The sequence below is a fragment of the Pseudoalteromonas sp. M58 genome (assembly GCF_042604605.1).
GTDB lineage: Bacteria > Pseudomonadota > Gammaproteobacteria > Enterobacterales > Alteromonadaceae > Pseudoalteromonas > Pseudoalteromonas tetraodonis.
Genome location: NZ_CP152390.1, coordinates 1,107,501 through 1,128,393, shown reverse-complemented (window position 1 = coordinate 1,128,393; position 20,893 = coordinate 1,107,501). Strand labels below are relative to the sequence as shown.

General features: G+C 40.2%; 16 protein-coding genes. 7 read left to right on the top strand and 9 right to left on the bottom strand.

Annotation, left to right across the window (positions count from 1 at the left end; all coding sequences use genetic code 11):
* Positions 1-130: 130 nt before the first annotated feature.
* Positions 131-3,316 carry an HD domain-containing phosphohydrolase gene (locus AAGD16_RS05215; RefSeq protein ID WP_377114082.1) on the bottom strand — a complete coding sequence of 1,062 codons (3,186 nt, stop codon included), beginning with the start codon at positions 3,314-3,316 and terminating at the stop codon, positions 131-133.
* Positions 3,317-3,536: 220 nt separating this feature from the next.
* Here AAGD16_RS05215 and AAGD16_RS05210 point away from each other — a divergent pair, with 220 nt between their 5' ends.
* Positions 3,537-4,235, top strand: a complete 699-nt coding sequence (locus tag AAGD16_RS05210; protein ID WP_028835363.1) for a 2'-5' RNA ligase family protein — start codon at positions 3,537-3,539, stop codon at positions 4,233-4,235.
* Positions 4,236-4,281: 46 nt separating this feature from the next.
* On the opposite strand, the gene AAGD16_RS05205 is transcribed toward AAGD16_RS05210, so the two are convergent.
* From AAGD16_RS05205 to prmB, 3 genes are all read right to left on the bottom strand, one after another.
* Complete coding sequence (locus tag AAGD16_RS05205) at positions 4,282-4,668, bottom strand: DUF4112 domain-containing protein (protein ID WP_028835364.1); 387 nt, start codon at positions 4,666-4,668, stop codon at positions 4,282-4,284.
* Between the two features lie 126 nt (positions 4,669-4,794).
* Positions 4,795-5,892: a chorismate synthase gene (aroC, locus tag AAGD16_RS05200; protein WP_076921556.1), complete on the bottom strand. Its 1,098-nt coding sequence runs from the start codon at positions 5,890-5,892 to the stop codon at positions 4,795-4,797.
* A gap of 91 nt (positions 5,893-5,983) precedes the next feature.
* Positions 5,984-6,919 carry a 50S ribosomal protein L3 N(5)-glutamine methyltransferase gene (gene prmB, locus AAGD16_RS05195; RefSeq protein ID WP_377114077.1) on the bottom strand — a complete coding sequence of 312 codons (936 nt, stop codon included), beginning with the start codon at positions 6,917-6,919 and terminating at the stop codon, positions 5,984-5,986.
* A 296-nt stretch (positions 6,920-7,215) separates the two neighbouring features.
* On the opposite strand from prmB, the gene smrB reads away from it, so the two are divergent.
* Both smrB and AAGD16_RS05185 read left to right on the top strand, forming a co-directional pair.
* Complete coding sequence (gene smrB / locus AAGD16_RS05190) at positions 7,216-7,773, top strand: endonuclease SmrB (RefSeq protein WP_377114074.1); 558 nt, start codon at positions 7,216-7,218, stop codon at positions 7,771-7,773.
* Between the two features lie 32 nt (positions 7,774-7,805).
* On the top strand, positions 7,806-8,729 hold the full coding sequence (locus AAGD16_RS05185; protein ID WP_377114071.1) for an AEC family transporter: 924 nt from the start codon (positions 7,806-7,808) through the stop codon (positions 8,727-8,729).
* Between the two features lie 66 nt (positions 8,730-8,795).
* On the opposite strand, the gene sixA is transcribed toward AAGD16_RS05185, so the two are convergent.
* On the bottom strand, positions 8,796-9,272 hold the full coding sequence (gene sixA / locus AAGD16_RS05180) for a phosphohistidine phosphatase SixA (RefSeq protein ID WP_020476934.1): 477 nt from the start codon (positions 9,270-9,272) through the stop codon (positions 8,796-8,798).
* Between the two features lie 184 nt (positions 9,273-9,456).
* Between sixA and AAGD16_RS05175 the strand changes: the two genes are divergently transcribed.
* Together AAGD16_RS05175 and AAGD16_RS05170 are read left to right on the top strand one after the other, a co-directional pair.
* Positions 9,457-12,180 carry an insulinase family protein gene (locus tag AAGD16_RS05175; protein WP_377114068.1) on the top strand — a complete coding sequence of 908 codons (2,724 nt, stop codon included), beginning with the start codon at positions 9,457-9,459 and terminating at the stop codon, positions 12,178-12,180.
* Positions 12,181-12,231: 51 nt separating this feature from the next.
* Positions 12,232-14,472: an EAL domain-containing protein gene (locus AAGD16_RS05170; protein WP_377114065.1), complete on the top strand. Its 2,241-nt coding sequence runs from the start codon at positions 12,232-12,234 to the stop codon at positions 14,470-14,472.
* On the opposite strand, the gene AAGD16_RS05165 is transcribed toward AAGD16_RS05170, so the two are convergent.
* Together AAGD16_RS05165 and yeiP are read right to left on the bottom strand one after the other, a co-directional pair.
* Positions 14,469-14,663 carry a hypothetical protein gene (locus AAGD16_RS05165; protein WP_024602809.1) on the bottom strand — a complete coding sequence of 65 codons (195 nt, stop codon included), beginning with the start codon at positions 14,661-14,663 and terminating at the stop codon, positions 14,469-14,471. The genes AAGD16_RS05170 and AAGD16_RS05165 overlap by 4 nt on opposite strands.
* A gap of 174 nt (positions 14,664-14,837) precedes the next feature.
* Positions 14,838-15,410, bottom strand: a complete 573-nt coding sequence (gene yeiP, locus AAGD16_RS05160) for an elongation factor P-like protein YeiP (RefSeq protein ID WP_024602810.1) — start codon at positions 15,408-15,410, stop codon at positions 14,838-14,840.
* Positions 15,411-15,603: 193 nt separating this feature from the next.
* Here yeiP and AAGD16_RS05155 point away from each other — a divergent pair, with 193 nt between their 5' ends.
* Positions 15,604-15,990: an MmcQ/YjbR family DNA-binding protein gene (locus AAGD16_RS05155; RefSeq protein WP_377114060.1), complete on the top strand. Its 387-nt coding sequence runs from the start codon at positions 15,604-15,606 to the stop codon at positions 15,988-15,990.
* A 110-nt stretch (positions 15,991-16,100) separates the two neighbouring features.
* On the opposite strand, the gene fadJ is transcribed toward AAGD16_RS05155, so the two are convergent.
* Together fadJ and fadI are read right to left on the bottom strand one after the other, a co-directional pair.
* Positions 16,101-18,293: a fatty acid oxidation complex subunit alpha FadJ gene (gene fadJ / locus AAGD16_RS05150; protein WP_138686386.1), complete on the bottom strand. Its 2,193-nt coding sequence runs from the start codon at positions 18,291-18,293 to the stop codon at positions 16,101-16,103.
* On the bottom strand, positions 18,293-19,603 hold the full coding sequence (fadI, locus tag AAGD16_RS05145) for an acetyl-CoA C-acyltransferase FadI (protein ID WP_013464510.1): 1,311 nt from the start codon (positions 19,601-19,603) through the stop codon (positions 18,293-18,295). The genes fadJ and fadI overlap by 1 nt, the downstream gene beginning before the upstream one ends.
* Positions 19,604-19,933: 330 nt before the next feature.
* Between fadI and AAGD16_RS05140 the strand changes: the two genes are divergently transcribed.
* Complete coding sequence (locus AAGD16_RS05140; RefSeq protein WP_013464508.1) at positions 19,934-20,890, top strand: MoxR family ATPase; 957 nt, start codon at positions 19,934-19,936, stop codon at positions 20,888-20,890.
* The last annotated feature ends 3 nt before the right edge of the window (positions 20,891-20,893 follow it).

The following is a 20,893-nucleotide window of genomic DNA, read 5'->3' as shown; positions in this document are numbered from 1 at the left end:
TAATATAAAGCGCACTAAAAACGAGGCGAATTGTACGTACTTTTCTGCACAAAGTAAAAAGCTAGCGATTTAAAGCGATGTTCACATAAATCTCTTTAAGTTTACACACGCTGAGTCATGCTCATTGTTGTTATGACAAGTATTGAGAGATATCTACCTCATCTATTTGTTCAGCACTGAGGTAGCGTTTAGCGTAATCAAGATAAATACCTGAACTTAAAAACAGTTCAAACACGGCTTTATCAACATGATGATCGGCCACCATTTTGGCTAATATACTCATCGACTCGCTGAGTGTTTTTGCCTTTTTATAGGGCCTGTCGGCCGCCGTTAGGGCTTCAAAAATATCAGCTAGCACCAATACTCGTTCTGGTATCGATAAGTCATCCGCATTGAGTTTACGCGGATAGCCTGTGCCGATTAATGTTTCGTGATGGGTAGAGGCATAACGCGGTACGCGCTCAAGTTCTTTAGGGAACGGCAGTGTATCGAGCATACGTATCGTACTTATCATGTGCTCATTAATTTTAAACCTATCCTCTTTAGTAAGAGTGCCTCTTGAAACTGTTAAATTATAAAGCTCCCCTAGGTTATATTTATATTTACATGGGGCAATTTTAATCCCTAAACGCTCATCATATTCAATCGGCTTATCATGAGGAATTAAGTGCCAAGATTTATCACTGAGTAATTTTTCTGTGATGGGCAGCGTGTCATCAGTCCCTTCATAGCGATACATTTCTACTGGTGAAAGCCCCAACTTATCGTCAAAATGACGCTGCCAAGTAATATTACTCAACGCAGTTAAACGCTCAAGGGCAGCTTCTGTGATTTTTTCGCCGCCAATATTACATTGTGCAATAAAAGCAAAGTCGTCCAGCAACTGTTGCTGTTTAGCTGCCAACTGCTTGGTTAAGTCGAGCTGATTTTGAGGACTGTGTTGCAATGATTTATAGTAATCAAGTTCGGCATCTCGCCAAAGTACCTCAAAACGCGTTCTAATTTCATGAATACGATTATAAATAGTCTCCAGCTTAGTGCCTTTATCAACTATGTGCTCTGGAGTGGTTATTTTACCGCAATCATGTAGCCAAGCGGCTAAACTAAATTCTTCAACCTCATCATCATTTTTAAACTTAAACCCTTTAAAAGCCGGTAACTCTGACTCTGAAGCAGCCTTAGCAAGCTCAATACCGAGTTCAGGTACGCGCTCGCAATGCCCCGCTGTATAGGGAGATTTATCATCAATGGCTTGTGCTATTAACTCGATAAACGACGCCATGAGTGCTTTTTGACTGTCTTCATGTTGCTGTATCGACTTACTCATATCAACCATAGAGTAAGCTAACGTATTAATTTCTTTAATATGACTTTTTAAAGTCGAGACTTGTTTAAACTGCCGATTTTTAATTTTATTGTTTTCACCCACCAGCGTTTTAATAGGACCGACAATGGGGGATGCAAAAAACCACGACACTGGTAACATCATAATTAAGCAGGCAACCGTAATTATTATTGAAAGCTTTATTTTTTCTCTTGTGGAGCTCAATACATCTTCTTTAGAAACCATAATGGCTAAATAGCCCGTACTAGCTAGCGCTAAATAATCAGATAGTGGCTTAATAAAAACATACTGTTCTTTACCATTAATGTTCACTAACTGTAGCTTAGAGAAGTTACTATCATCATCCAATAAAGTGATTAATTGCTCATCAGGAACAGTGCCTACAATTTTTGATTTTTTCCCTGAGTTAGTATTGAGCCATTTATCACTAAGCTGTTGTTTAAATTGCAGAGGAAGTTGCGTGGCGGCGTAATCAAACAAAGCTTTTAATTGTGCGTCTTGGTTTTGAAACAATAAATGGTAGTCATTTGAAAAAAGCGCGGCACTGTCTTCATCAAGCGGATTGTACTGGATCCCCTCAATAAAAAATTGCTGCTGTATATATTGCAATACGGCTTTGCTGTCTATTCCCGCATAAGTATCACCATTGGCAACATGCATTAACAACGCCTTTGTGTTGGGAACTTCCACGAGGTTAATTTCTGGAAATTGCGCTCGTAATATTTTTACAATTGACCAGCCCTCTCCCACCGCAACTGACTTACCAGCAAGTTGCTGCATATGGGTAATTGGTGGGTTGTTTTGTTGATTAACGATACTTAAAGGCAAATTTACCATGGGTGTACTGAGCATACCCAATGTATTATTCGATGGTGTATTAAGTACCGGATGAATCACATCTATCTGCTTATTTTCAAATAAATTAAGTAATTCTTGCCAACTGAGTCCATTAATATAATTAACCTTAATACCCAACAGTTCAGCAATCGCATTTATATATTCAACACTGTAGCCTTTAGGCTTACCACTGACACTAAAATCCATAGGTGCCCAATTGGTTTCATTTGAAACTGTGATAGTAGGATATTTGGCAACTATTTTTTGCTGTTGCTCATCCAGTATTAACCGATTTAGCCTTGCCTCAACCGTTGAGCTAAACGGCTGATTTGAAGCAATAATTTCTCCTTCTCGGTTATAAATAAGTAACTGTGTTGAGCTGTGCATCTCCAAACGCTGTTGCTGTTCGATTAAATAATTAGACATGTTATCAACGATAATCCCTAAGCCAAGCACATGGTTTTTACCCGCTATTTTAATCGAATACGTTTGCCCAGAGGTTTGTAAATGGGTAAATAGATAAGGCTTGGTTTTGTTTACTTGCTGTGAGTTTGCTTGCTTAAACCATGCTTGCTCGCGGGGATCAAAATACGTCGGTTTTTTGGTTTTTTCTCTTAAGCTAAATGACGCATCAAAATAAAGCGTTTGCTGTATTCTTTGCCCTTCTTCAGATTTTATTTGAATAACGACCCAGCGGTCATTATCCGTTGCACCAAGGCGCTGACGAACCATCGCACTACTTTCAAGATTAATAACCTCAAAAAAGTCACCATTGTTATAGCCCATATAAAAAGCATAAAACAAAGGGTTCAAATCCATCATTTCACTTAATACATTTCGTAGCTCTGTTTTATCTGAAAGGTTTTCACCGACTAACGAGGTGTTTTTTACCATCATATATAAAGTATTTTCAGATTTTTCATTAATGCGTGTTAGGTAATCAGCAACCGATTGAGTGGTCATATTAAAGTGTTGCACGTTCGACTCGAGCGCCATTTTTTCACTGAAATAATACTGTAAGCTTGTAGCTATAATAGCGGTAATAGACGTTGCCAACACAAATACTGCCACAACCGTCAAACGAATAGAAAAGCGTACTGTTTTTGTTAACTTTTTAAGCGCTTTAAATATCATTGAACGTTCCTTGCGACACTTTTAAAAGCAGTAAATATACGTCGTTGAAAATTGCAATTTAGCAATATTCAAAGCCTATGAAGTAAGTTAATCATTAATTGTTTGAGCTAAAATAATATTAGTCACAAAATCAGAAATTTAAAAACTTTATGCCTTTATTTACTGAACACCTAATTGCGCTTACCATATGCAAACTAAAAACCTAAATGAATACACTCTTATGGTTAAACAACACACCACTAAAGCATGGCCAGTTAGCATTCTTACTTTTTTAGCGCTACTGAGTGCCTCTGCCAATAGTTATGCAAAAAGCGTGAGTATTAACGTGTTTGCTATTCCCTCTTCGCCAATTGTTGAGCTCATGGCTACAACCAGCAATGAACTAGCCAAACAGCAAATAACCACGTTTTATCAGCAAGGCTTACCCGTGCATGCCACATTATATTTGACTGATTATCCGCAAGAGGCACAAAATGAAATTAAGCAGGTGGTGGGGCGTATTGTAAAGAAACATCAACCTTTTGAAATTAAAGCCAATGGGTTTAGTGTATCTGCCAGTAATTGGGCCTTTATAGACTTAGAAAAATCTTATCAGTTACAACGCTTAGCCGATGAAGTGACACTTAAACTTGAGCCACTTCGCGATCATCAAGCGCCAGTACCAAGTTGGGTAAAGCATTACCCTAATAAACTCGTGGCCTTTGAGCGTTATGGTAGCCCAAATGTGTTTCAAAACTTTCAGCCACATTTAACCCTACTTGCAAATGAGCAAAACCCTGCATTGGCTGCGTTTAATAAAGTCATGCAAGCTGAGCCACCGCAAGCACAAGGTGAAATAATTGGGATTGGAATTGGAATTTCTGATCAGTTTGGGCAACAAAAACAGGTCATCGCTAAGTACTTCTTTGATACCAAATAAATAATTAATAATGGGAGCTAATTACACATTTATTAACTTAAATGGTTTATGGATTTGTGGTTAGCTTATCGCTTAAATGCTTTTTAAGTATGCGGGTGTTGCGCGTATTTGCTTTGAACATGGCATCAAAAATATCACCAAAAAATGGAATAAGCCCACCTACAAAATCAACTAACATGTTTAAAATAATCCGGCTTTTTACTCGCTTACCAACACCCAATCGCTGCGCTTCAATTAGTACATACCCAGATAAAATAAGCCCGGCTAAATCGCCTACCACTGGCAATAGCCCTATCAATGATTCGACACCGAAACTAAATTTAGTAAACGGAATACCAATGCTGCTGTCGGTAAAGCGGCTAAACTCTTCAAGCCGTTTTATGGTGGCTTTATATTCAGCTTGTGTAACGTGAGATTGATTATTTTTTTGCATAATAACTGCTCTTTATTTTTAGGTGCGCTAAGCACATGGAAATTATTGAGCGGCAATAAAGATGTATAGCCTGTACATAATAAACGCGCTAGTGCGCGTTTATTATTAATTTATAGTAAAGCGCGCTTAAATAGCGCCTTTAATTGGCCCATGTTCGTGGTTAACATGTGGGTTTTGACCGCGTTGACGTAGTAAATGATCCATTAAAGTAATGGCCATCATTGCCTCAGCAATCGGAATAGCACGAATGCCTACACAAGGATCGTGACGACCTTTGGTGATCATCTCGACCGCTTCATTTTCGGTATTAATACTATTACCGGGAATGGTAATGCTTGATGTTGGCTTAAGCGCAATGGATGCGATTATATCTTGCCCTGTAGAAATACCTGCCAATACGCCGCCGGCATGATTTGAGGTAAAACCATCAGGGGTTAACTCATCACGGTGCTCTGAGCCTTTTTGCTCAACCACATCAAAGCCATCGCCAATTTCAACGCCTTTTACAGCGTTAATACTCATTAATGAATGGGCAAGTTCGGCATCTAGCCTATCAAATACCGGCTCACCTAAACCAACTGGCACATTTTTAGCCACTACTTTTACTTTGGCACCCACTGAATCGCCTTGCTTTTTAAGCTCGCGCATATATTCATCGAGTGCTTCAAGCTTGCTAGCGTCTGGGAAAAAGAATAAGTTATTTTCCACCTCATCCCAATCGTAATTTTCGGCTTTAATTGGCCCTAATTGGCTCAAACACGCACGTACTTCAATACCATGAAATTGCTTTAAATACTTTTTAGCAATAGCGCCTGCGGCAACCCGAATAGCGGTTTCGCGCGCAGATGAACGGCCACCACCACGGTAATCGCGAAGGCCGTATTTGTGCCAGTAGGTATAGTCACCGTGGCCTGGGCGAAATACATCTTTAATTTTGCCATAATCTTGTGAACGTTGATCGGTATTTTCAATTAATAAACCAATGCTGGTACCAGTGGTTTTACCTTCAAAAACGCCCGCTAAAATTTTGATTTGGTCGCTCTCACGGCGCTGCGTGGTATAGCGACTTTGCCCAGGTTTGCGTCTGTCTAAATCGTGTTGTATGTCGGCCTCAGTGATTTCAAGGCCTGCGGGCGTGCCATCCACTACGCCGCCTAATGCAACGCCGTGGCTTTCGCCAAAGGTGGACACTTTAAATAACTGCCCTATGCTATTACCTGCCATTAACTTTCCTCATTCCTAATGACTTATAGCCGAGGATTAACTCGGCTATTGTTTTGCCCAGCCATTTCGGATGAATGGCTAGTACTAATTATTACTGTGCAAAGTAGGTATCTAGTTGTTGTTTGCTAATAACAAACACCCCTAATCCGCCTTGTTCAAACTCAATCCATTCAAATGGTGCGCCTGGATACAGTGCATCCATATGTACCATAGAGTTACCTACTTCGACAAATAACAAACCGTTATCTGTTAGATGCTCACTAGCTTGATCTAAAATAGTACGTGTTACATCAAGGCCATCGTGTCCCGATGCTAATCCTAGTTCTGGTTCATGGTGGAATTCACGTGGTAAATCAGCCATATCTTCAGCATCAACGTACGGCGGGTTTGCTACGATTAAGTCGTATTTTTGCCCAGGTACACCACTGAATACGTCAGACTGAATCGGTAGTACGCGATCACTTAGTTGATAGTCAGTGATATTAATATCAGCCACTTCAAGCGCTTCATAGGATATATCAACCGCATCAACTTGCGCATTTTCGAACGCTTGTGCCAAGGCAATAGCAATACAACCTGAGCCTGTACATAAATCTAAAATACGCCCTACTGACTCTGGTTTTTCTAACCAAGGGGTGAAGCGATTATTAATAAGCTCAGCAAAAGGCGAGCGAGGAATTAATACGCGTTCATCCACATAAAATGGCATGTTAGCAAACCATGCAATGTTGGTAAGGTAAGGTACTGGGGTAAAATCGTTAATGCGCTCGGCAATCAAGCCCGCTAAACGATTTTTTTCAGTACTGGTTAAACGCGCATGCATCAGCTCTTTGGGTGCATCGATAGGCAAACTAAGCGCTGGTAATAACAAACTTACCGCTTCATCCCATGCGTTATCGGTGCCATGACCAAAGAAAATACCGCTACTTGCAAATTGACTAGTTGTCCAACGAAGCCAATCGTGTAAGGTTGAAAGTTCTGCAACAGCTTCATCTAGGGTTGCTTCTTCTATTAGTAATTCACTCATCAGTATTATCTGCCTGCTACTTTCAAAAAAAATAAACTCAATCGGGGCGCATCATTGGCCCCATGATTGCCCTATTGTATACCCAAGCCACCTCTAGGTGCGAGCGCAGTTAGTGTTAAAAGCGATTTAGGTAAGGCTTTGATTGCAAATAATAGTCACTCTATTGTTCAAATCAATAACGCAGTATAAATCGCTTTTAAACTAACCTTAATGGCGCTGTACTATGCACCTCAAAGCTGCTTGGGTATCACACCTTTTTACTCGATTTTTACCGCTTTTTTGTTTAGACTGCCGCTATGAAAAAAGATCTCCACTCAAACAGCTTAATTAGTCCTGACGACATTGACTTGTTCCGTCAAAGTATCAGTGGTGCGCGTGTATTTAAACAAGACACTCACCGTTTTAGCAATAAACCTAAAGTGTCACAAGCGAAGCAATTTGCCCAGCAAAAAAAGCAACAACAGTCAGAATTTTTCTTTTCTGATGAATATGTACCCGATATAGACACACATGGTACCGTTAATTATGTACAACAGGGTCAGGATCGTTTTTTAGCCAAACAACTTCGTCGAGGGGATTTTATTCCTGATTTAACCCTCGACCTGCATGGCTTAAATAAAGAGATAGCCAAAGATGAACTCGCAGGGCTTATTCATGAGTGTAAAAAAAAGCATTACTATTGTGCCTGTGTTGTACACGGAATTGGCGGCCATATCCTCAGGCATAAAGTACCGCAATATTTAGTGCAACACCCCGATGTAATTGCTATGCACCAAGCTCCGCTTGAGTATGGCGGTAAAGGGGCGGTACTCATATTAATTAACTTACCGCAAAGTGATGAGTTTAGACGCTGAGCACTAGAGCCAATCAATAAGAGTCTTTTTTAGTGCATATATTTTCGATTATATTTCCGCTTATTTTTATTGTGTTATGCGGCTACACAGCAAGCCGAAGTCAGTTTTTAGAACGCATTCATATAACAGGGCTCAGTAAATTTACTTTTTACATTAGTGTACCCAGTTTTTTATTTTTAAATATGGCCCAGGCAGACCTAAAAACCAGCGTGAGCTTAAATGGCTTTTTAAGCTTTTATATTCCCGTTATTTTAATTTATTTTTTTGCGCTCATTATTGACCGCTACACTCTCTCTAAACATCCTCAATATGAACGTCACAGTGTATTTGCCCTTGGCAGTAGTTATTCAAATACCGTATTGGTGGGCTTGCCCATTATTATTGCAGCATTAGGTGAGCAAATGATGGGCATTATTTTTATGATCATCACCTTTCATAGCGCGCTATTGTTCACCCTTACCTTTTTAATTAGTGCAAACAGTGCCAGTCATGTGTTTTCTTGGTCAACATTTGCCAAAAATATGCTACTCAACCCTGTCGTATTGAGTATTAGCACGGGTTTGTTGGTAAATTTAGCAGGGATTACTTTATTTTCTGATTTAACTAATGGCTTAGCGCTTTTAGCTAAACCTGCCATTGCCTGTGCGTTATTTGTTTTAGGCGCAAACTTAGCTTTTTATAAAATTAGCGATAACTGGCAAGCGGCAGCTATTGCCAGCCTGTTAAAGCTAGTTATATTGCCCGCCTTAGTATTAGTGTTAGGCTCACATGTATTTGCTATTAATGAGTCACTCTTAAAAGTACTCGTATTATTGAGCGCATCGCCCTTGGGGGTTAATGCGTACTTAATTGCATGCCAAATAAAACAACATCAAGATACGTTAGCCAGTGCGGTTGTTTTATCGACAGTTTTGAGTGTGGTGAGTTTTAGTATGTGGTTAACAATTCTACTGTAGACAAATACCTAAAAGTATTGGCATTTATCTAACAGAAAGTGGCTTAGCTAAATGCTCGTTTACACGCTATGCATCTACATTCGCTGGTGCATTAATGGTGATAAAATCACTTTTATGGCGAGTTTCATCATAACTAATTTGTGCAACAGCGCCGGTATTAAAAATAGGCATGTGCCCAGCACACAACTGATCAACCAAATAGCTCACCATAGGCATATGGGCAACCACAAGCCAAGTATCGCATTCTGGATGAAGCGCTATTAACGTTTCTAAATAATCTGCAGCAACCTGCGGGTTACCTTCAGGAATAATATCTTGGCAGGTCTCTTCAAATAAAAAGGTATTATTTTTTTTAACACCCTCAGCTGTTTGCTGCGCTCTTACATAAGGACTCACTAATAACCCCGTTGGAGCATGTTTTTTTTGTAACCACAGCCCCATTTTTTCTACCTGCTGATGGCCCAAAGGAGTCAAATTTCTACTGACATCATCAGAGTGCATCGGTATTGCTTCACCATGACGCATTATCAAGATTGTTTTCATAAAAAATCAACCAATTAAAGAATATAAAACAGTAGCCAGTTTGCTCGAATTTCCGCTATATTAATAACTCAAACCTATTTATTTTCTTAAAATAGTTCTTTCATGATGTTCAGGTAAATAGCATTGCATTCCTGAAGTTATCATCTGTTGTTAACAATTATACGTTTAGTTTCAGGAGCATCATTTGAAAATCAGCACCAATGATAACAGAGCTTACCGCACACTAACACTGGACAATGGTCTAAAAGTACTTTTAGTGCACGATCAAGACTCAGCAAAAGCTGCCGCATCCATGGCTGTTAACGCTGGTCACTTTGATGATCCGCTTGATAGACAAGGCCTAGCGCACTTTTTAGAGCATATGTTGTTTCTAGGCACTGACCTTTATCCTGAATCAGGAAGTTTTAATAATTTTGTCTCGCAGTCTGGTGGCAATACCAACGCGTGGACTGGCACAGAGCATACCTGCTATTTCTTTGATATTAATAACCATCATATTGAAACAGCATTAGCACAATTTAGTCGGTTTTTTATAGCGCCCACACTAAACCCCGCTGAAACAGAAAAAGAACGTAATGCTATTGAGGCTGAGTTTAAATTAAAAATTAAAGACGATGGCCGTCGAATTTATCAAGTGCATAAAGAAACGGTTAACCCAGAACATCCTTTTACTAAGTTCTCAGTGGGCAACTTACAAACGTTAGCCGATAGACAACGCTGTATTAGTGATGAATTACGTGACTTTTTTAATCAGCATTACCAAGCTCAGTGGATGACTTTAGTGATTTGTGCCAATCAGTCATTAGATACACTTGAGGCATGGGCAACCCAGTATTTCTCCCAGATAAAGGGAGATAAACACCAATTAAAGCCACCTATAGAAGCGCCGCTTTATCGCAGCCAAGACTTGGGTAAGTTGCTTCATATTGAGCCACACAAGCATGTACAAAAGCTGATTATTAGCTTTGCCATGCCAAACATTGACGATTTTTATCGTCATAAAACGGTCAGCTTTATTGCGCACTTACTAGGTTATGAGGGGCAAGGCTCGTTGTATTCTGTGCTTAAAGAGCAAGGTTGGATCAATGCCCTCTCTGCAGGTGGCGGAATTAATGGCAGTAATTTTAAAGACTTTAATATTAGTATGGCGCTGACCGATGAAGGCATTGAATACTACGAAGATATTATTGAAATGGTGTTTGAATACATTTGTTTAATTAATAACAACACCAGCAAATTACCTCGCCTATATCAAGATAAGCAAAAACTATTACAAATCGCATTTGATAACCAAGAAAAGTCTCGCCTAATTGATTGGGTCAGTAATTTAAGTATTAACATGCAACATTACGATGAAGTTAATTACTTACAGGGTGACTATTTAATGGAGGGCTTTAAAGCCAGCACGCATGAAATGGCTATGCAGTGGTTAACTCCGCACAACATGCGTTTAGTGCTTATTCATCCTGATGTAGAGCCTGAACACACAGCTGCTTGGTATAACACCCCCTATAAAATTGAAAAATTGTCGCTACATTGGCTCGAAGCACTTGCACAGATTAGCCAGCCACAAAGTGAAATGCTATTGCCCACGGCTAATCCTTATTTAGCTAAAGATGTCATTTTATATCCGGTTGAATCACAGCAACGACATCCAACATTACTGGTAAAAGAAGCAGGCTTTGACTTTTGGTTTAAACAAGACGCCACCTTTAGAGTCGCCAAAGGGCATTTTTATTTAGCCATGGACTCTGACTTTGCAGTAAAAGATGTGAAACATATGGCACTGACGCGGTTATTTTCAGATTTATTCATGGACAGTGTTGGCGAACAGTTTTACCCAGCGGAACTTGCGGGCTTAAGTTATCACTTAACCTCTCATCAAGGTGGCTTAACGCTTCACACTGCGGGGCTTTCTTCAAGCCAACTCGAATTAGTCGATCAGCTGATTGATGCACTATTTAACGTAAAAATTTGTGCCAAACGCTTTGCAGAATATAAAAAGCAATTAGTTAGACACTGGCGTAATAGCAATCAAAACAAACCCGTTAGTGAGCTATTTAGTATTTTAGGCGCTAAAATAATGCCGTGGAATCCTCAGCCTGACGAGTTAGCAAATGCACTCAAAGACACCTGTTTCCATCAGTTTAATGAATTTAGACAAGCGTTTTTTAATGCCCTTCATGTTGAGTCTTTTTTACATGGTAATTGGCAGCAAAATGATGCGCTTGAGTTTCAAAAGAAGGTCGCCCAGCACCTTAAAAAATCAGCCGTTATCGACGATTTAAAGCGCCCACTTTATGAAATTACTAAAGTGACCCGCTACGAGCTTGAACTTGCCTGCAGCGATAATGCCATGGTGATTTACTACCAAGCACAAAGCGATGACGTTAATGAAAAAGTGAAAATGATGGCGCTAAATCATTTAATTAATCAAGATTACTTTAATGAACTCAGAACCACGCAACAACTCGGTTATTTAGTAGGCGCAGGATACGCTCCTTTTAATACCCGTGCTGGTATTGCCTTTTATATACAATCACCAAAATTTGAGCCCACCACGTTACTGCACAGGCATAATTTATTTATTAGCCAGTATTTAGCAACAATTAATGAACTAACAGAACAAGACTGGCTGCAACAAAAACATGGATTAACAACCCATATTGCTGAAAAAGACAAAAATTTGCGTTTGCGTTCACAACGTTTATGGCTTGCTATAGGTAATGGCGATCATCGGTTTAATATGCAGCAACGCCTGCTGGATTCTTTAAACGCATTAACGCTTGAAGATTTAAAAGCCTACGCCGCTGAAATTTTTAATGCAGATCGCCCAAGATATGAGCTTTTAAGTGCCAAATCTGTGAATTTGTCTGAGAAACTACCACTTTATTCGCATTCTCTTTGACTCTTGCTCGCGCTTGATTTAGATTGTCTTTTGTTAATAAGAAGTAAGACAATGAAAAAAATAAAAATAATAAAATACATTCTATTGTTGGCCTCTTTGGCCACAGCCTACTCAGCGAGTGCATTCGAGTCATCGTTTAACTTGAATTTAAATGCGTTGGTCGTGAGCGTGTGCGCAATAATGTCGTTAGTTGTGGTTTATTTGTTAACGATTGTTCACTCACTCAAGCGTTCACACTCTCAATTACAGCTTTCTGAAAAACGATTAAAAAGTACCGTAGAAGGCAGTGGTGATACTCTATGGGATTGGAATATCAAAACCGGTAAAGTTATTCGTATCAATGACAAATACGTGATGAATAGTAATAACCTAGTAGAATTTCCACCGAATAAAAGCTTGATCCACCCCCGCGATTTAACCCATGTTGATTACCTACTAAAAAAACACTTTGCCGAAGAAAGTACTTTTTTTGAAGCAACTTATCGTATTAAAGACAGCTTTGGTAAATGGCACTGGGTGCTCGACCGCGGAAAAATCATTGAAAAAGACGCTAACCTAAGCCCACTGCGAATGACTGGCACAGTCAGAGATATCTCGCAGTTAAAATCAACGGAAGATCGACTTAACTTATTTGCAAAATGTGTTGAGTCACTCACTGATGCGCTGGCCATTTATGATAAAGACTTTAGGCTTGTGGATATTAATCCAAGCTTTTTAACTTTGTTTGGCGGCGTACGCGAGCAATACCTAAAGAAAGAGTTTCATTTAGCCGGTTACGACAAAAGCTATATAGAATCCATAAAAAACACAGTTAGAAAGCACGAACATATTCAAGAAGAAGTAAAGCTTCGCAATAGCGATCATGCTCTGCTGCCATTTGAAATCTCAATAGACGAAATTAAAAACGCACAAAATCAAATAACCAATTATGTGGTGGTGTATTCAGATTTAACCGAACGTAAAAAGACCGAATCTGAACTGAATAATTTATCAAACCGAGATCGCACCACCAGCTTACCTAACCGTAATTTGTTTTTTTCTGACTTACAAAAACTCGCAAAGCAGCACTCTCATCATGCATTACTCGTATTTGATTTAGATAACTTTAAAAAGATAAACGACTCATTAGGCCATCAATTAGGTGATAGTTTACTGGCAAAGCTTGCTATGCGTTTAAATAAGCTCACCCGTGAAAATGACGTATTTTATCGCCTTGGCGGCGATGAATTTGCGCTAGTTATGTCAAACACCAACGATATTCTCACTATCACTCGCATGGCTAAACAGTTTTTGGCGGCCATAGCTACACCATTTAAAATGGCAGGCCATGAACTTGCTATCACCTCAAGCGTTGGTATAGTGTTGTTCCCCGAAGATGGTAACACCCCCGAAATACTATTAAAGAACGCCGATACTGCGATGTATCATGCTAAAAAGAAAGGTAACAGCTACCTGTTCTTTAATGACACCATGAACCGCCAAGCAGTAAAACGACTGCAAATAGAAAACCTAATGCGCTTTGGCTTAAAAGAAGATCATTTTGAGGTGTATTACCAGCCTAAAATGAATATTCGTACTGGTAAGCTTGCTGGAATGGAAGCGTTGGTACGTTTTATTACCCCGAAAAAGGGGGTTATTAGCCCAGGGGTATTTATTCCAATTGCCGAAGAAACAGGGCAAATTATTGAAATTGGTGAAGTAGTTTTAAACAAAGCTTGTCGCGATGTAAAACAGTGGTTAGATGCAGGCTTATTTAATGCTCGTGTTGCTGTTAACTTATCAGCAAAACAATTTAGCCTACCCGATCTAACCTCGCGCATAGATGTGATTTTACAAAAAAATGAACTGCCTTCGTACTTTTTAGAGCTTGAGATAACTGAAGGCACCGTAATGGACGATCCACAAGAAGCCATTGCGATTATGCGCTCTTTAAGTGCCCGTGGAATTCACTTAGCAATGGATGACTTTGGTACCGGCTATTCATCACTTGCGTATTTAAAGCAGTTTCCACTCAATACGCTTAAGGTAGATAAAGCCTTTATCGATGATATGAAGACTGAACGTGGCCGCAATATGGTGGACTCTATCGTCACTATTGCGCATAACCTTGATTTGCATGTAGTTGCCGAAGGGGTGGAGCAAGCGTCGCAAATAAGCATACTTGAAGAGCTAAACTGTGAAACACTGCAGGGTTATTACTACTCTAAACCACTCTCAAAAGGTGAATTTACTGCGTTTTTAAAACAACAACAAAGCCAATCAAAACTCAGTTTAATTAGAGCGACCAGTTAAGCACGCCATAGACATGCATTTACACCTATATTGCGTATCAATGCACGTCGATAATGCATATTAAACAAGCACCAAGCAACAGGACCAAACACGCCACCTAAAAATAACCAGCGTTTAACAGGCATGCCCTTTTTAATGGTTTCTAAGTACATAAGCGCTATAAATACACCGCTAAGTAAAATAAATAACACCACCACCTCAACCAGCTCAAAAATAAGGCGCGTATAATAGCGTTAAACTGGCTAAATTTGAAGCAACGCATGCTGCTAATCAGCAATAATGCTTAATCAATTTGAGGGGCAAATCAGACACAAAAAAGCCGAGCAACTTAAATACTCGGCTAATCAACATAGATTTATAGCGGCTTACTTGTCAGCACGGCCCATAAACTTATGCTCTGCGGTATTAATACGGATGCGATCGCCCGTAGAAATATGCTCTGGCACTTGAATAGTTAAGCCGGTTGATAAACGAGCAGGCTTTGAACGCGCGCTAGCTGAAGCCCCCTTAATTGAAGGGTCGGTTTCCTCAACTACAAGCTCAACACTTGAAGGAAGATCAAGCCCAACTGGCGCACCATCAATCACAATAACATGCACGCCTTGGGTCTCTTCGTTAACAAACTGAATCTCTTCAGCTATGGCGTCTTTAGCCAAGTTGTAAGGCGTGTAGTCTTCGTTATCCATAAAGACATACTCATCACCATCAATGTACGACAGCATGGCTTCACGACGGGTTAAATCCGCAAGGTTAAGCATATCGCTGTCTTTAAATGTTTCGTCAACTTTGCTACCCGTGACCACATCGTATAAACGCATACGGTATAAACTACCACCGGCACGACCTTGTGGTACTGAGCGTACGATATCTTTTACTACTAATACACGGCCATTAAAGTCAATAGCCGTCCCTTTTTTAACATCACTTGCCTTTGGCATGGGTGAATTCCTATTGTTTTTTTGATTGCGAGAAACATACCACGAAACTGATTTTGTTCAACAATAAAGTGATATGATTAGCTTCTTACTTCGTACTGACTCATAAATCTGTAATTTAGACTTAAACTCGTGTTATCTAGTGGCAAAAAGCTGCTATGGTTAAGTTATCGATTATGACCTCAAGGAATGGCTCATGAACCAACAAACTGTACATACCTATTTAATGAACAAGCCGTTAGTTAAACTAACCCAGCCTTTTGCTAAAGATGTTGATGTGTATAAAGTAAATCATAAAATGTTTGCCACTCTTGCACTTAGCAATGAGGGTGAAACTGATGAAAATGGCGAACCTATTTGGTGGCTAAACTTAAAATGCGATCCTGATGAGGCGCAATCATTACGGGACATTTTCCCTGCCGTTATTCCTGGTTATCATATGAATAAACGCTTATGGAATACTGTGATTTTGGATGGGACTGTGCCACAGGGTGAAATTGAGCGTATGATTGATAATTCGTTTAATTTGGTGGTCGACAACATGCCTGATAAAGATAAAAAGTCCATTGAAGCGTTACTGTAAATAAGCGTCCAGACGCAACTTTTACCAATTCGATTGATTAAGTATTATTGTTGATTATCGAACACAAAAAAGCCGCATAATTTGCGGCTTTTTTACGTTAACTTAAAACATTAATCTTTCTGTTCAGTCGTCTCATTTGGAGTGTCAGTTGATTTATCATCACCTTGCGCTAACTCCACTTCAGCTTTATTAGCGGCTGTTGTGTAAAACTTATCGCCCTTGTCAGCCATTGTAAGTAAAGTATCACAAGGTGTAAAAATAGCGTTGCTGTTAGCCAGAGTAGACATATCAGAGCTTATTTTACCTGCGCCTAATTTATCCATATAGCTAAACGGGCCACCTAAGAACGGTGGGAAACCAATACCAAAAATAGCACCAATATCACCATCACGCGGGCTGGCAATAATACCGTCATCTAAACAGCGAACGGCCTCATTAAGCATTTGTGAGATACAACGCTTAGCAATTTCGTTTTTATTTAAACGTGGAGCTGGGGTTACACCTAGTAGCTCATAGACTGACTCATCAACCTTTTTGCCTTTCTTGTCGTATTCATAAAAACCACGACCCGTTTTACGACCAAGACGTTTTGAATCAATCATACGCGAGAAAGCATCTGGGCCTTTAAAACGCTCACCGAGTTCTTTTTCAAGAATTGGCGCGATTTTAGAACCAATATCAATACCGACTTCATCAAGCAGTGCCAACGGCCCTACTGGAAAACCAAACTCAACTAAGGCTGCGTCAATTTTTTCAATTGGCTCACCGGCAAGCATTAAGTTTGCCGCCTCATTCAGGTATGGCGCTAAAATACGGTTAACATAAAAACCAGCCATATCTTTTACCACAATTGGCGTTTTACCTTGCTTACGTGCAAAGTTAACTACACGAGCAATCGTTTCTTTTGAGGTGCCTTCGTGAGGAATAATTTCTACCAGTGGCATTTTCTCTACTGGTGAGAAATAATGTAAACCAATTACATTTTCAGGACGCGCTGCTTTAGCTGCAATTTGCGAAATAGGTAATGACGAAGTATTACTTGCGAAAATAGTATTCGCTTGGCAATGCTGCTCTACATCAGCAACCATACCTTGCTTAAGCTCTAAATCTTCAAATACGGCTTCTATCACTAAATCTATGTGTTTAAAACCGCTGTAATCGGTAGTGCCGGTAATGCGGTTCATCGTTAACTGCATATCGGCTTTAGACATAATACGGCGTTTAAGACGCTTATCTAAAATTTTGTATGTGTAGTTCATGGCATTACTTATGCCCTGCTCTGCCACATCTTTAATTCGCACCGGCAATTTAGCTTTGACCGCACTCACATGGGCAATACCTGCACCCATTAAGCCACCACCTAACACGGCAGTTTTACTAATCGCGGGAGCATCATCATTGCGCCATTCTTTTTTCATTTCAGTGGTTGCAAAGAAAATACCGCGCAGCGCCTTAGACTCATCACTCATTACCAATGTGGCAAAACCTTCTGCTTCGGTTTTATACGCTTTCATTTCATCAAGCTCTACGCTTGCACGTACCGCTTTAATAATTGCAAGCGGCGCAGGGTAATGACCACCGGTTTTTTTAAGAACGTTTTCTTTAGCTTTTTTAAAGATAAAGTTACGACCAAATGGGTTTGATTCTAATAACTTACTGATCTTATCAAGTTTAGGCTCTTTAGCTTGTGGCTTTTTCTTCGCCGCAAACTCTTTGGCCACTTTTAGCAGTACGCTTTGTGGTACACAATCATCCAATACACCGGCTTTTTTAGCTTGTTTAGGACGAATTTGTTTTCCGGTTAGCATCCACTCAAGGGCTTTTTGAATGCCCACGATTTTAGTTAAGCGCTGTGTACCACCACCGCCAGGTAATAAACCAAGTTGCACTTCTGGTAAACCAATTTTAGTTAAATCGCTATCTGTACCTACGCGGTAATCACAGGCTAAAGCAAATTCTAAACCGCCACCAAGCGCTGCGCCATGTATAGCACTAACTGTGGTGTACGGAAGCTTTTTCATATCAAAAAATGCTTGATGGCATAATTCGCTAATAGCTAATGCATCTTCACGCTTTTGCACGCTGTCTAGCATTTTAACATCGGCACCAGCAATAAAGTTATCGCTTTTACCACTAATAAATACCATACCTTTAACTGCGTGCTCTTTAGCTTGTGCTAATAATGCTTTTAAATCATCAGCAAAGCTGTCACGCAGGGTGTTCATTTTTTCACCCGGCACATCAATGGTCACTACGGCTATTTTGTTATCATCAACCGTTAAATTAAATACTGAATCTGTCATTACGCACTCTCCAATACAAAGGCTGCACCTAAACCACCCGCAGCACAGGCAGTCGTTAACGCTAAACCACCGCCACGACGCTTAAGCTCGTATAAACTTTGTGTAATTAAACGCGCGCCGGTTGCCGCAAATGGATGACCATATGCAAGCGAGCCGCCGTTAACGTTAAACTTATCCATGTTAATTTCACCTATGGCTTTATTACGCCCTAAGTGCTCTTGTGCAAATTTATCTGAAGCAAACATTTTCATATTCGCTAAGGTTTGCGATGCAAACGCTTCATGCATTTCAATAAGGTCTAAATCAGCTAACGTAATACCTGCTCTATCAAGTGCGATAGGCGTTGAGTGAGCCGGCCCCATTAGCATGTCTTTTTCTACGCCAATGGCTGAGAACGCAAAACTGCGCACATAACCTAAAATTTCATAACCCAATGCTTTTGCTTTGCTTTCGCTCATCATTAACACTGCGGCTGCGCCATCGGTTAATGGGGTTGCATTGGCTGCAGTGACTGAGCCGTGTTGACGGTCAAATACCGGCTTAAGCTTGGCATAACCTTCAACCGTTGAGTTTTTACGAATATTGTTATCTTCTTCAATAAAGCTTTTATAAGGCGGTAAATGAGCCGTCATTACTTCATCTTTAAGCTTGCCATCAGCCCAGGCTTGAGTTGCCAGTGAGTGAGAACGATGCGCTAAGGCATCTTGATCTTCACGGCTAATGTTATGGGTTTTAGCCATTTGCTCGGCTGTTTGTCCCATTGATAAACCCGTTGAGTACTCAGCAACCGCTGGCGGCACTGGCAATAAATCTTTTAAACGTAGTTTTGAGAATATTTTTAAACGCTGACCAAGCGTACGTGCTTTGTTTAAATCAACTAAGCTACCCGCTAATTTTTTACTTACACCAATTGGCAATACAGATGATGAATCGGCACCACCGGCAATACCTACGCTTACAGAGCCTGCCATAATTGATTCGGCAACGTTTGCTATCGCTTGAAAACTCGTCGCACAAGCACGCGATACAGAGTACGCATCAACCGATACTGGCATCCCAGTACCCAATACAATTTCACGCGCAATATTTGGCGCTTCTGGCATTTGTACTACTTGCCCAAAAACCAATTGATCGATTTCTGACTTGTCGAAATTTAATCGCTCAAGCATTTCATTAACTACTAACTTACCCATATCCAACGCTGGTACATGATGGAACGCAGTCGCTTGCTTAGCAAAAGGAGTACGTAAGCCGCTTACGATGGCAATACGGTCGCCTTTTGGTGTTTTAAGTATGTTTTGCTCAGACATTTATTATTCTCTCCCGCTGACAGGTCAGACCTGTATGTTTTCTCCGATTCTAAACAACCCGTGTGATAAAGCCAATAGATAAAGGTAAATTAATACAAAAGCGCCATTGTAAATCACTACATACATTGTATGAGGGTAATACAATAGGCTTTTTTAGCTGGTTTTACAAAGTTTTATGTTAGGCTAAAAAATCGTTAAAAAATAACGAACTATTTTTAAAAAATCAGTCTAACTCTTGAGTTATCCACTTATAAACCTTATAACTAGCTCAGTATTTGTTACCTAACCAATTTAGGTATTATTTAAGCTGACGAGGACAGTCCACTTATTATGGCAGCTAACGCATTTTCACAATTAAAAACGTATTTAGACACCCAAATTATTGGCCAGCCTGCGCTCACTCAAGCACTATTAATTGCTATTTTAGCCGATGGTCATTTATTAGTTGAAGGCCCACCGGGGCTTGCAAAAACACGCGCTGTTAATGCCTTAGCAAAAGGTATTGAAGGCTCGTTTCAGCGTGTTCAGTTTACCCCAGATTTATTACCAGCCGATGTGACCGGCACCGATATTTATCGCCAACAAACCAGTGAGTTTGTGTTTGAAAAAGGCCCTTTATTTCATAATCTCATTTTAGCGGACGAAATAAACCGAGCACCAGCAAAAGTACAATCGGCATTATTAGAAGCAATGGCCGAGCGCCAAGTCACGGTAGGCAAAAACACCTATCCACTCAGTGACCTGTTTTTAGTGATGGCAACACAAAATCCGCTTGAGCAAGAAGGTACTTACCCGCTACCAGAAGCGCAATTAGACCGTTTTTTAATGCACCTAAGTATTAATTACCCAGGTGCTGAGCATGAGCTTGATATTTTACGTTTGACCCGTGGTGAAGCACTTAATGATGAAGCCCCAGTGCTTGAGCAAATTTCACAACCCGATTTGTTTGCTGCGCGAAAAGCAATTTTAGGTCTGTATTTGGCCGAGCCATTAGAGCAGTACCTAGTTCAGTTGATTATTGCTACTCGAGAAGGTGCAAACTTAGATGAACAACTTGGCCGCTGGATTGAATACGGCGCCAGCCCACGTGCCACGATTGCTTTGGATAAATGTGCCCGCGCTCATGCGTGGCTAAGTGGCCGTGATTTTGTATCACCTGACGATATACAAGCTGTGGTACATAATGTATTGCGCCATCGCATTATTCTAAGTTACGAAGCACAAGCCGATGGCATTACTAAAGATCAGGTTATTAGCCGTATTGTTGAACTAGTCGCAGTACCTTAAGTT